The 12160-nt window shown below is 67.8% G+C and carries 13 protein-coding genes; all 13 read right to left on the reverse strand.

The window, feature by feature from the left end:
- Positions 1 to 1410: a type II and III secretion system protein family protein gene (locus ACNA0R_RS21265; protein ID WP_415828060.1), complete on the reverse strand. Its 1410-nt coding sequence runs from the start codon at positions 1408 to 1410 to the stop codon at positions 1 to 3.
- 47 nt (positions 1411 to 1457) lie between these two features.
- Positions 1458 to 2387, reverse strand: a complete 930-nt coding sequence (cpaB, locus tag ACNA0R_RS21270; protein ID WP_415828061.1) for a Flp pilus assembly protein CpaB — start codon at positions 2385 to 2387, stop codon at positions 1458 to 1460.
- A gap of 5 nt (positions 2388 to 2392) precedes the next feature.
- Positions 2393 to 3352 carry a hypothetical protein gene (locus tag ACNA0R_RS21275; protein ID WP_415828062.1) on the reverse strand — a complete coding sequence of 320 codons (960 nt, stop codon included), beginning with the start codon at positions 3350 to 3352 and terminating at the stop codon, positions 2393 to 2395.
- Positions 3349 to 4053, reverse strand: coding sequence for a hypothetical protein (locus tag ACNA0R_RS21280; protein ID WP_415828063.1), 705 nt, complete (start codon positions 4051 to 4053; stop codon positions 3349 to 3351). The genes ACNA0R_RS21275 and ACNA0R_RS21280 overlap by 4 nt, the downstream gene beginning before the upstream one ends.
- Positions 4043 to 5473 (reverse strand): hypothetical protein, encoded by a 1431-nt coding sequence (locus ACNA0R_RS21285; RefSeq protein ID WP_415828064.1) that lies wholly within the window; start codon positions 5471 to 5473, stop codon positions 4043 to 4045. The genes ACNA0R_RS21280 and ACNA0R_RS21285 overlap by 11 nt, the downstream gene beginning before the upstream one ends.
- Positions 5470 to 5736 (reverse strand): hypothetical protein, encoded by a 267-nt coding sequence (locus ACNA0R_RS21290; RefSeq protein WP_415828065.1) that lies wholly within the window; start codon positions 5734 to 5736, stop codon positions 5470 to 5472. Before ACNA0R_RS21290 ends, ACNA0R_RS21285 begins: the two co-directional genes overlap by 4 nt.
- A gap of 210 nt (positions 5737 to 5946) precedes the next feature.
- Positions 5947 to 6078 carry an entericidin A/B family lipoprotein gene (locus ACNA0R_RS21295; protein WP_066347456.1) on the reverse strand — a complete coding sequence of 44 codons (132 nt, stop codon included), beginning with the start codon at positions 6076 to 6078 and terminating at the stop codon, positions 5947 to 5949.
- A 46-nt stretch (positions 6079 to 6124) separates the two neighbouring features.
- Complete coding sequence (locus ACNA0R_RS21300) at positions 6125 to 6820, reverse strand: fumarylacetoacetate hydrolase family protein (RefSeq protein WP_415828066.1); 696 nt, start codon at positions 6818 to 6820, stop codon at positions 6125 to 6127.
- 137 nt (positions 6821 to 6957) lie between these two features.
- Complete coding sequence (gene ppa / locus ACNA0R_RS21305) at positions 6958 to 7494, reverse strand: inorganic diphosphatase (RefSeq protein ID WP_415828067.1); 537 nt, start codon at positions 7492 to 7494, stop codon at positions 6958 to 6960.
- Positions 7495 to 7520: 26 nt separating this feature from the next.
- Positions 7521 to 9149, reverse strand: a complete 1629-nt coding sequence (locus ACNA0R_RS21310) for a heme biosynthesis HemY N-terminal domain-containing protein (protein ID WP_415828068.1) — start codon at positions 9147 to 9149, stop codon at positions 7521 to 7523.
- A gap of 3 nt (positions 9150 to 9152) precedes the next feature.
- The gene (locus ACNA0R_RS21315; protein WP_415828069.1) at positions 9153 to 10373 is read right to left on the reverse strand and encodes a uroporphyrinogen-III C-methyltransferase; all 1221 of its coding nucleotides are present in this window, start codon (positions 10371 to 10373) and stop codon (positions 9153 to 9155) included.
- A 37-nt stretch (positions 10374 to 10410) separates the two neighbouring features.
- Positions 10411 to 11205: a uroporphyrinogen-III synthase gene (locus ACNA0R_RS21320; protein ID WP_415828070.1), complete on the reverse strand. Its 795-nt coding sequence runs from the start codon at positions 11203 to 11205 to the stop codon at positions 10411 to 10413.
- 16 nt (positions 11206 to 11221) lie between these two features.
- Positions 11222 to 12157 carry a hydroxymethylbilane synthase gene (gene hemC, locus ACNA0R_RS21325; RefSeq protein WP_415828071.1) on the reverse strand — a complete coding sequence of 312 codons (936 nt, stop codon included), beginning with the start codon at positions 12155 to 12157 and terminating at the stop codon, positions 11222 to 11224.
- Positions 12158 to 12160 lie beyond the last annotated feature (3 nt).

Below are 12160 nucleotides of genomic sequence, written 5' to 3' on the forward strand. Positions count from 1 at the left end.
TCAGTCCTTGAAGTCATATTGATTGGCGCCCGTGCGCACGTTCGGCTCGGACCATTGCGAGCCCGGGCCGCGGTAGGGATCCCAGACGCCAACAGGGGAAGCCGCGGCGGGATCCGCCGGGTCGGATGTCAATAGGCGTGGCGGCTCCGGAAAGGCGTTGCGCAATCGTTCGTCGGCCTGCGCCGTGGTCCGGCGCATGACGCCATGGTCTTCGGACACCACGACGGGCGTGACGAAAATGGCCAGCTCCGTCTCGCGGAACTGATCGCGGCGTGCGCCAAACAGCCATCCAAGCAAGGGGATATCGCGCAAACCGGGCAGGCCGCTGGATTGCGTGTGCCGCTCGCGCGAAAGAAAGCCGCCGATCACCAGCGTGCGTCCGGAACGGACATTGAACTCGGTGGAGGCCCGCCGCGTTTTCAGCGCCGGACCGCCGTTGCCGGTCACCGTCGCATCGACCGCGCTGGCTTCCACTTCGATACGCGAACGCACGGTGCCGCTGGACGCTATGGTGGGTGTGATACGCAAGGACACGCCGTAAGGCTTGAACAGCGTGGACGCGTTGCCGTCCTTGTCCACGGTCGCATACGGCACTTCGCCGCCGGCAAGGAACTCGGCGGTAGAGCCGCTGCGCGCCAGCAATTGCGGCTGAGCGAGCACGACCGCCTCGCCGCTTTCCGCCAACAGATTCAAGCGCGAGGAAAGCAGCATATTCATGCCGGCGTAGCCGGCGCCCGGCGCGGCGCGCAAGGCAACGGGCACGGGCGATTCGCCGGGGCGCTCGTTCAGGCGGCTGGAAGCCGCCGCATCCAGCGCCCAGCCCGCCATCAGGCCGCCCTGTGTCGTACCGTCCCATCGCACGCCAAGCTCGGTCAGGCGCGACCGCGGCAGTTCCACCACCTTGACGTCCAGCAGGACCATGCGATCCCATCCGACCTTGCCGGTGAAGTCGATCACCTGCGGATAGCGCTCGGCCAAGGCCGCGATACGCGCCCGATCGGCGTCCGACAAATCATGGCCTTCGATCACGATCTGGTCGCCTATCGATTCGCCCCGTGCGCCGGGAATGCGGGCCAGCAGCGCATCGACCTCGGCTCGCATGCTGCGGGATCGCGCGGGCGCGACGCGCACGGTATAGGCACTGCGCTTCCTGCCAGCCCAGACATGCAGCGAGGACTCGCCTTCCGCACGTGCGAAGACAATGACCTCCGCGGTATCCGCGGGAACCGCCTGGAGTATTTCGCCATGCCCCACCGCGACCCTGCTGACGCCGGGATGGGCGAGCACACGTGTTTCGCCCACCTGCATGTCCAGGACCGCGGCGGCGCGCGCCGATGCCGGCGAGGACGCGAGCAACGAGCACAGCAAACACAGCAACGTCGCGTGTCGCAATCCCCGACGTGTAGCCATGGTCGCGCCGATCCCCGGATCACCGTACGCGTGATGAGAGTGCATGTTCAAGGCCTCGATCGTCCTCTTCGCGCGCTGCCGGGAGGGGGAGCCGGGCGCGTGCGGCCCGCGCTGACGACTTCGTCGGGCACATCGGCATCGAACCAACCGGAACCGGGAGAGCCGGCATCAGCGTCGTCGCGCGGCTCGCTGGCGCGGCCATCGGGTCGATCGCCATACAGAACAGGCACGGGAGGCGGCGGCGCATCGTCCGCGGCGTCTATACCCAGCAACGCCGCCAGATCGCCGCGCGCCGCCGTGGCGTTGGTATTGGCGTCCCTGTGATGGCGCAGGATGGCCGTGATGCGGCCGGCTTGCCGGGCGGCGACGAGTTTCACCGCGTCTTCCGGGCCTGCGTCCAGCGTGATGGTGGAGTACGCACCCGTCGTCGCCTCGCCGTCATCGCCAGTCCGGCCCGTGGCCAGAACCAGTACGCCTTGCAGCAGCGGCGCCGTGATCTGCCGCCGGCCATGCTCAAAGGAAACGTAAAGATCCAGCAGATCTCCCGTCTGCAACATGCCGGACAGGGAATTGATATCGTCCACCGGAATGGTGATGGCGCGACGGCCCGCCGATACGCGGGACGACAAAGGCGCGGACTTTTGTGGCACCAGATGGGAGCGCAATACCGGATCGCCGCGACGCAGCGGATGCGCCAGAACGTTGTAGGTATACGCGGCGAAGTCCTCCGGCGCCAAGGCATCGCTGGGAGCCCATGCGGTGGGGATATCGCGCACGGCGACATAGGCTTCTTCCAGACGGGTGCCGGGGGTCAGGTCGTAGGCGGCCACCAGGCGGGGGACGGTGGCCACCTGGGCGTCCGCCTCGATCTGGGCGATGCGGCCTTGTATATGCTGTCGCGCGGCCCAGGCGGCGAGCACGCCGGCCGCGACCGTCACGGCCGCCATCAGCCAGCGTTGGGGGATGCGGTCCAACATGGCGCCTATGCTCCGACGCGGATCACCGCGGTGATGCCGCTGCCCTGGTCGAGGGGCGCGATGGTAATGAGCAGCGTCACGCGGCCACGCGACCATCGCTGCGCGGCCTGTGCCGCAGCGTTCGGAGCGCCATGTCGCCCGTTCTGTTGCACGTCCCGTTGCACATCGTGTTGCTCGCCGTGTTGCTCGCCGTGTTGCTCGCCGTGTTGTTCGCCGTGTTGTTCGCCGTGTTGGACGTCCTGTCTCGTGTCCGGTGGCATGCCCCGCCGCGTGCCGGATGGCGCCGCGAAGCCGTCAGGGTTCGCGGCGCCATCCGGCGTTTCCACACCGGCCACCGAGCCTATCCATCCCTCTCTCGCCAGATCGCGTGCCAGCCTTTGCCGCAGCGCCGTCGGCGCGGCCACGTGCGTCCATACCTGCTGGACGACCGCTGCATCGTCATCCCGCGACCTGAGCTCGAAATGCAGCCGTCCGCCTGGCAACCGCCAATAGGCGGCATCGGGCGAATCCATATTGGCCGACGCGGCAGGCCCTCCGATCGGCAGCGCGGAGATCGTGCCTTGCGTACGGCCCACGCCGGCATCGGCGAAGCGAACCACCCAATGCAGCCCATCCGCGACACCGGCCAGGACGACGGCATCGCGCATGACCCACATGTCCCGTAGCGCCGGCTGGCGAGCGGTCAGCCACGACGCCAGTTCGGAAGGCGCCACAGGGGCATCGAAGATGTAAGCGTGCAAGGGCAAGCCCTGGATATACATCGCCTCGCCTAGCGGCATGTAGCGGCTACCGGCCGGCAGCGCGGGCAGCGCCACCAAAGAGCCCGCGATTTCCGGCCGCGCGCCCTCTGGCAAGGAATGGGCGGGACAGGACCACGGCAGCAGGCCCGCGCCGGCCAGCAAGCCGGCAATGGCGGATCGCACGAACGTCGGAGGACGCCCGCCCGGCAGTGGAAAGGTCATCATGGACGCCATCCTGCTGTGCCTGTCCCGGCACGATGCAGCCGGTCGGCGGGGACCAGATCGGACCACGGCCCCAGCCAATCCAGATCCGGCGGCGGACGACGCCATCCCGTATCGATGCGCTTCAATAGCGCCTGTGCCTGGCGTGCCGGCGTCAGGCTGCCGCGCGCGGCTTCCGCCCAGGCCGCCCGCGACGCCCCGATGCGTCGCTGGACCGCGCTATCGCTGTCCGCATGCCCAGCGTCGGCCAGAATCGCCGCATGACGGCGCACGATCAGGCCGGTGCCGTGATGGGGATGCGGCGACACACGCACGGAGGCAAGCGCGTGCACCATGCCCTGGTCTTCGGCCCCGAGTTCGCGCCGCAAGGCAGCAGCCCGCGGACCACCCGGGCCGACAAAATCGGCCGCCCGCGCGGCGCGCATAACTTGCACATTGGCGCCGCCGTATCGTGGCAACGGTGCCGCGGCATGGACCGCCCCGCCCCGGGAGAGCGATGACGATGACGATCCCGGCGCGGCCACATCGCCAGCGCGGTCTCCCAAGGCATAACGAAACGCCTGCGTACGAGCGGCATGGGACGCCCACAAGCCTTGCCATTGGAAGCGCGCGACGCTGAGCACGGCCGTGGCAAGCAGGCCCAGCACGGCCAGGCCCGCGACCGCTTCCACCATGGCTTGTCCATGCTGCGCCTTATTCCCCATGGCGACCCGCCTTCAGCGCGGCAATCCCGGTCAGCCGGGCTTGCCAATATGGCCGGAACAAAGTGGCAATTTCGTCCAGGCCATCGCGACGCGCCCGCGGCCGGGCGAAATAGGTTTCAGCGGCGCTGATGACGGTGACGTCGTCTTCGCGCTTCAAGCCAGCGTAGGAAAAGCGTCCCTTGGGCGAGGCCACCGTGCTGCCGGCGTCGGTCGTCGCCAACAGCGGCGCGGGTTGCCGCAGCACCAGTGCGAAGCGCGCGCCCCGCCCCGCGCGATGCAGGGGGACCTCGGCGTACGACGGCAGCCACGTGCCCGTCCAGCGTGCCGCATCGCGCACGGCATAGGCATACGCGAGCGGATTCGAGACACCGTTGACGATGTCCCAGGACGTATGCTGCCGTACCCATCTCCAGAAATCCTGCCGCGCGAAATCGTCCGGCACGGCGGACACATCGGGTGCACGCGAGTCCGCCGATTTCGCACGGGTGCTACGCGCATCCGCCTTCCCCCACCCCATTGCGTATTCGCGGTAATAGCAGCCGATGTACTTGTTGGAACGCACCTTGTGGAAAGACTGCGTATCGATGGACCGCCACGACCCATCGCTCCCCAGCCGCGTGCCACCGCGTCGTCGCAGCTCATGCCGCCACGTCGGACAGCGAAAGCTGACGGGCCAGGCATTGCGCGCGTCCTGGTTGCGAGGCCCCAGAAAGCCGTAGCGGCCGGTGGCGTCCAGTACCGTGGCGCGCAGCGCGCCGCGGCCATTGCCGGCATAACGCCGCACAAAGCCGGGCCATTCGTCCGAGCGCACTTGCAGGCGCAGCGCATCGCGCGGACCGCCTTGCGATGCGGGCGCCGGCTCGGCGACCGGCGCTTGGAACTCCGGATAGTTCGCCAGGACAACGGCCCGCATGGCCTGCATACGGGTATCCGGCAGCCGCGCCAGCGTTTCGCGCATAGTGGCGGCCAGCACGCGATGCACGGTAGCGTCATGCTGTTCGTAGGCGCGCTCGAAACGCGGCGCCAGGGCGCCGGCGTTCGCCGCGATGGCGGCGCTGGCATAGCCCCGGCCATGGGTCGGCCCGAACAGCATTCCAATGACCGGCGCCGGTGGATTGCCTCGCAACACCCGCTGCCCTTCGGCCTGCCCGAAACGCGTCCAGGTCGCCAGCGTCACAAGATGCGCCATTGCAACCTGATGCGCGATCTGCGCGCGGTTGAGGTAGGCGATCAGGTTCAAGGCGCGCGCCTGCACCAGCGCCCCGCTATAGGCGGCGGCGTCCGCCGCATGCGTAAGCCGGGCACGCGCGGCGATGGTTTGTCCGAGGTTGTAAAGCATGACCAGCGACAAGGCCCCCAGCCCCGCCAATCCCAGGGCCAGGGGCAAGGCCTGGCCGGATGCATGGCGCCGCATGCTCATTGCGCCGCGCCGGCGTTGCCGGTGAATGACTTCAAGGATTTGGCCTTGGCCTGCGCCGCCGCCTTGCCGGCGGCCGTCTGCGCCGCCCGTGATTGTTCCGCGCCGCTTTCGCCCGCCAGTTCGCGCGCCATGGCGGCGGTCTGGGAACGCACCACCTGACCGAACAGCTGATACACCGCGATAGCCGCCACGGCGACGAGCGCGACGACGATAACGTACTCGGTCATACCCTGGCCGAGCTGCAGCCGATAGTGCTTGCGCATGGATGCCTCCGTGAATCTGGTAGGCCTCCAGTGTGCGCAACGCCTGCGGCGGCGCCTATTCGTACATGCCGAGCTGGATCAAAAGATCGCGCATCGCCATGCCGCGCGCATCGCGACGCGTCGGGACGCGCGGAAACGTCGCGCCGCATACACCGCAAAACAAAACGCCGCCCGAAGGCGGCGTCATGGCCATGCACGGCAACGTCGTCTCTACTTTTCCGCGGCGTTGGTAATGGCATTGCCGGCGCGCTGCAAATCCTTGCCGGCGCCGGCCACTGTATTGCAACCCGCCAAAACCATCGCAAAGACCACCAACGTCGTCAGCATCATCTTCGAGCGCATGGTTTGCTCTCCTTGATTTCACGCTGCCTGTTCCGGCAGCGACCGTTCACACCACCTGGACGCGCAGCTCGCCCAGACCCGCGACACCACCGACCATCAGGTCGTTCTTCACCACCGCGCCCACGCCTTCCGGCGTGCCGGTGAAAATCAGATCGCCGGGCTGCAGTTCGAACAGCCCCGACAGATAGGCGATGCTCTCCGGGATATTCCAGATCAGTTCGCTGATGTTGCTGTTCTGCTTGCGGGTGCCGTTCACATCCAGCCAGATGTCGGCTTTTTCCAGGATGCCGGTCTTGGCCACCGGGTGGATGGGGCCCAGGGGAGCCGATTGGTCGAAGCCCTTGCCCACTTCCCAGGGACGTCCCAGCTTCTTTGCTTCGCCTTGCAGGTCGCGCCGGGTCATGTCCAGGCCCAGGGCATAGCCCCAGATGTGCTCGTTGGCCTTCTCGACGGGGATGTCCTTGCCCGCCTTGCCGATGGCCACGACGAGCTCCATTTCATAATGCAGGTTCGAGGTCTTGGACGGATAGGGCATCTTGCCCGTTTCGCCGTCCCGCACGGCGATGACGGCATCGGCTGGCTTGCAGAAGAAGAACGGATCCTCGCGGCCGGTGAAACCCATCTCCTTGGCATGCTCGGCGTAATTCCGTCCAACGCAATACACGCGGCGAACCGGGAATAAGGCGGCGCTTCCCGCTACCGGAACGGCCATGACGGGCTGAGGGGGCAAAACGTAGTCCATGCTGTTGACCTCGTTTGAGACGCGACCGGTGCACCGGCGCTGAAATAATCATGCGCGAGTGTAATCGTTTCGCGGCGGGCGGGCAGCAAAAAGGCCGGCAGGCCGGCCTTTTTTGGTTTCGTCGAAAGCGGGGATGCTTACTTGCCGCCCTTGCCGTAGCGTTCGGCGCTGCGCGTGATCTCTTCGTGCGCGGCATCGACGCCCTTCCAGCCTTTCACCTTCACCCACTTGCCCTTTTCCAGGTCTTTGTAATGTTCGAAGAAGTGCTGAATGCGGCTGATGTCTTCCTCCGGCAGATCCTGATAGGACTTGATGTGCCGGTACGGCGGATACAGCTTGTCGACAGGTACGGCCAGCAGCTTGGCATCGCCGCCCGACTCGTCGTCCATCTCCAGCACGCCCAGCGCGCGGCAGCGGATCACCGAGCCGATCTGGATCGGGAACGGGGTAACCACCAGGACGTCCGCGGGGTCGCCGTCTTCCGACAGGGTCTGCGGGATATAGCCGTAGTTGCACGGATAGTGCATGGCGGTCAGCATGAAGCGATCGACGAACACGGCGCCTGTGTCCTTGTCGACCTCGTACTTCACCGGATCCGCGTTCATGGGGATTTCGATGATGACGTTGAATTCATCCGGCAGCTTGGAGCCGGGCGGGACGCGATCGAGACTCATGGTTCAACCTTCATGATGAGAAAGAATCAGGACTTGCCACCGTCGCCGGAACCGCCCGGCTTGAATGGCGTGTCTCCGGCGAAGTCATCGCGCCTGGACGAAGCGGCGCCGGTCGAGGCGGCTCGCCGCGGCTCTTCGTCTTCGTCATCCAGGCCGGCGACGGGAAGCGGCGCGCTGTCGAAATAGTCCTCGACATCGGCCGGCGATGCGGCCGCCGGAGGCGCGGACACGGGCGACGGCGACGACGGCGCCGGCTCGCCCAGCAAGGGCTGCGCGTGCTCACGGGCGTCGGGATCGAGTACGTAGTCCGCTACCGGCGCCTCGGCGGGCATCGGTTCATGGATATGACTGCTTGCCGGCGCGGGCGCTTCCGCGGCGTCCGACAGGAAGCCGCTTTCGGGATCCACGCGCGACGGATCGGCGTAGGTTTCGGCGGGAGGCAAGGCTTCATCGGCCGCCAGCACGGGCAATGCGATACCCGCGGCCGTGGCCAGCCGCCAATGCCGGATGGCATCGCCCTGCCGGTCCAGGCGGTCGTACAGGCTGCCCAACAGCGCATGGGTACGCGCATCGGCGCGACGTTCCACCGCGCGGCGGAGATAGCGTTCCGCCTGGCCCCAGAGCTGGCCGGTCAGGCAAAGCATGCCCAGCGCCGTCAGCACATCAGGGTCGGCGGGACGCTGCTGCAGCCATTTTTCGGCGCGCTCCAGCCGGCGGGGAACCTGCTGGGCGTCACAGCGCGAATAGGCGTTCAATAACCGCGGATCGAAGCCCTGCGCGATGGCGGTTTCCAGTATGCGGGCCGCTTCGTCGGCTTCGCCGGCATTTTCAAATGCGGCCGCGCCGGCCAGCGCGATATCCGGCAACAGGCGTTCCTCGGCCTTGAGGTCCTTCCAGACGGCACGCCACAGGTCGCCATCGGCGGCGCGCAGGCGCGCGGCCCCGGACACACCGATGACGCGCACGGCTTCATCGCGCGCCATTGCCCCCCGACGCGACAGGCCGCGCGCCAAGGTGAATACCCGCTCGTGATGCCCCAGCGCGCGCTCGGCCCGCAGCAATAGCCGCAAGGTATGCAAATGACGGGCGCCGCCATCCTGAAGAGGCGCCAGGACTTCCAGCGCCCGCTCGGCCTGGCCTTGTTCGAGCAGCAGGTCGGCGGTAACGGTGGCCACGGCTTCGATCAGCCCGGGATCGCTGCCGGCGGCCTCTCGCGCACGATCCAGCATGACGTCGCGCCGCACGAACTCGCCCAGGCCCTGCGCCGCCCGCGCCGCCGACAAGGCCGCCAGCACGCGCCGATTGCGCGCCTTGGTCTGGTCCAGCAGTTTGACCAGGTCCTTTTCAGCGTGCGCGTAGCGTCCTTCCAGCAGGCCGATCCAACCGCGCTCCAGCAGTTCGTGATCGCGCGCCTGCGCCCGGCGTCCGCGCCAGGCCCGCATGCGATCCGGTATGGCCAGCAACCACGCCAGCACCCGCAGTCCCACGTAGATCGCCACGAAAAGCGCGACCAGCAGCAATACCGCGAGCGTGAGCGAAAGCTCGATGCGATACGGCCAGACCAGCAGCAATACATTGCCGGGATGCGCCCGAAGCACCACGGCCACCGCAACCGCGACGACCGCGAGCAACAACGTCCAGAACCAGGCGCGCATGGGTCAGTCCCGTCCTTTGACGGTGCCGGCGCCATCCGCGCGCAGCGCGGCGATGGCGCCCAGGCTGTCCGACAGGTCGGGCATGGGCGTCGCGATCTGCAGCTGCGAAAGCTCGCGCGTCAATCCCAGAGCGGCCAGCGTATCGGGCGAACGGCGATCGTAGTAGGTGTCCAGCGTGCGTGTGATCGTGTCGAGTTCGCTCTTCCAGATGGCAGGCTGGCGCATCAGCAGGGCCAGCTGCACGGTCAGCAGGCGCTGGCGCAGCGTCGCGCGCAGCTGCTCCGCCTGTTCGGTGGACAGCAGCAAGGCCGCCGGTTCATCGACGCGCTGGACGCGAACCAGATCGCCCAGCTCGCGCGTCAAGGCGCTGCCGGCGCGCCCCGGCCAGGACGCGATTTCCGCGCGCCAGCGCTGCCACCACGCCGCGTCGGCCGGCACATCCGGCGGCGCGGCCGCGGGCGCCGGAGTGCTATCGGGAGATGCCGGCGCGGCAGGCGCGGCGCCGCTCGCCGTGGCGGTATCCGGCACCAGCAAGGGCGCCTTGCCGACCAGATTGACCAGCCGTTCGATGCGCCCGGCCTGGACCGGGACATCGATGGTCTTGACCGCGCGCAGGCGGTCCAGATCACCGTTGATCGTCTGTTGCAGGCTGGCGTAGCGAGGACGCGCCGCGCGCGCCAGGCGCGATTGCGCCGTTTCCATTGCGACGATGGCATTGCTGACGCTGCCGCCCAGACGCAGTTGCTGGTCGGCGATGGTCAGCAGGCGTTCGACGTCGTTGATCAGCACGTCGTCGCTGACGTTGTCGTTGAAGTCCTGCCATGCCTGCTGCAGCGCGGTGTACTGGCTCTGTGTTTCCTGCAGCGTGGACTCCAGGGCGGCCACTTTGTCGCTCTGCTGTTGCGCCAGCGAGAGTGCCTGGCGGGTATCCGACCGGGTCTGCGCGAGCGTGGCGTTCAAGTTGTCCAATCGGGTGGCGACTTCACGCCCCGCGGCCAGGAATTGCTGTCGTTGCATCCACAGCGCGGCCACCAGGACCAGCGCCAGCAGACTCACGACGACCAGGGTGGCGACCAGGGGCGAAGCACCGCCCTTGCGCGCCCGCTGCGGCCGTTCGACCGACGCAGCGGCTTTCGAGGCGGTTGTATGCATATCGGGCGATGCCGGGTCGCTGGAAGCAGCCGGCATCGCGGCCGGACCAGTGGCAGGAATCTTTTCTGTCATGAGGCGATTGTATTCGGTACGAATGCGAAACGATGACTCAACCGGAAACAAAAGCATTAAAGATGGCATCATCCGCCGGCGCGCACAAGCGGACCGACGCGGCGGCCCGGGCCGCCGGCACGCCGAGCAGCTCGACCAGCCGCGGATGGGTAAGGACAAAGCGGCAGCCCTGCCACCAGTCCTGCGACGCGACCCCGTCCACATTCGCCCGCACGGCCTCGACGCTGGCGCCGCTGGTCAAGAGCCAGGTGGGATGACAGTCGGCATCGGCCCAGCGCCGGAGCTGCGCCAGCGCATCGCCGTCCCAGCGCACGGACACGCGCCGGTAGACGGCATGGGCATGGACTTCGGCGCCATGGCCGCGCAACTGCTCGGCCAGCCAGTCCCGGCCGGCCGTGCCGCGTACCAGCAGCACGCGACGCGGGATGGGCCCCCGCGCGGCCAGCAGATCCCACAATGCTTCGGAGTCATGGCGCGGCGCATCCAGGGCGGGATGCACGATGGTGCATAGCTCGTCCAGGCTGCCGGATTCGCGCACGCGGGCGGCGGTGGCGGGCCCGACCGCCCCTATGACGCAGGACGGAGGCCAGGCGGCCATGCCCAGCGCGCGCAATTGACTCAGATATTGCGTGGCGGCATTGCCGCTGACGAATACCGCCAGGTCGAAGTCCCGCGGCAGGGGAATACCGGCAGACCCGGCCGGCAGCGGCTCTATGTCCAGCGCCGGCCAGATGCACACCTGCCAGCCCGCCGTCCGCAAACGCGTCGCCAGGCTTTCGTTGCGCCCCGGAGGGCGCGTCAATATGGCAGTGCGGGTTTCGCTGGCGTGCACGGATGCTCCGCCGGCCTCAGCCGGATGCGGACAGGTCGGCCAGAATGGCACCGGCGCCCTTATCCAGCAGCTCGCGCGCCGCCGTGGAACCGATGCTTTCCGCCTGCGCCGCCGGCCCCGAGGCTTCGGCGCGCAGCATGCGCCGCCCATCGACCGAGGCCACCATCGCGCGCAGACGCAGGGCATCGCCATCCACCGTAGCGTAGGCGGCCAGCGGCACCTGGCAGGAACCGCCCAGAACACGCGAGACCGCTCTTTCGGCGGTCGCGCAAGCCGTGGTATTCGCGGACGCCAAGGGCGCAAGCCAGTCCCGCAGGTCCTTGCGGTCCTCGCGGATCTCGATGCCCAATGCCCCCTGCCCCGCCGCCGGCAGGCTTTCTTCCACTTCCAGCATGGCGCGGATGCGGCCCGCCAGGCCCAGGCGCTCCAAGCCCGCGGCGGCCAGGACGATGGCGTCATAGCCGCCGGCATCCAGCTTGGCCAGGCGCGTATCCAGATTGCCGCGCAAGGGCTGCACGACCAGATTCGGATAGCGTGCGCGGATCTGCGACTCCCGGCGAAGGCTGGACGTCCCGACCACGGCGCCATCGGGCAGTTCAGCCAGGGAGGCATAGCGGTTCGATACGAGCGCGTCGCGAGGATCGCCGCGTTCCAGAATCGCGCAGAGATCGAACGGCGCCTGCAGGTCGATCGGTACGTCCTTCAGGGAGTGCACCGCCAGGTCGGCCCGGCCGTCCAGCAAGGCGTTTTCCAGCTCTTTGACGAACAGGCCCTTGCCGCCCACCTTGGAAAGCGTGCGGTCGAGGATCTGGTCGCCCCGCGTGGTGAGCTCCAGGAGCTCGACCGTACAAGCCGGGTACAGGGTGGAAAGGCGGCCGCGCACATGCTCGGCCTGCCAGACTGCCAACCGGCTGGCCCGGGTGGCGATGATCAAACGGCTGGGGTCCGACACAGT

The sequence above is a fragment of the Bordetella sputigena genome, assembly GCF_965137885.1.
GTDB lineage: Bacteria > Pseudomonadota > Gammaproteobacteria > Burkholderiales > Burkholderiaceae_B > Bordetella_C > Bordetella_C sputigena.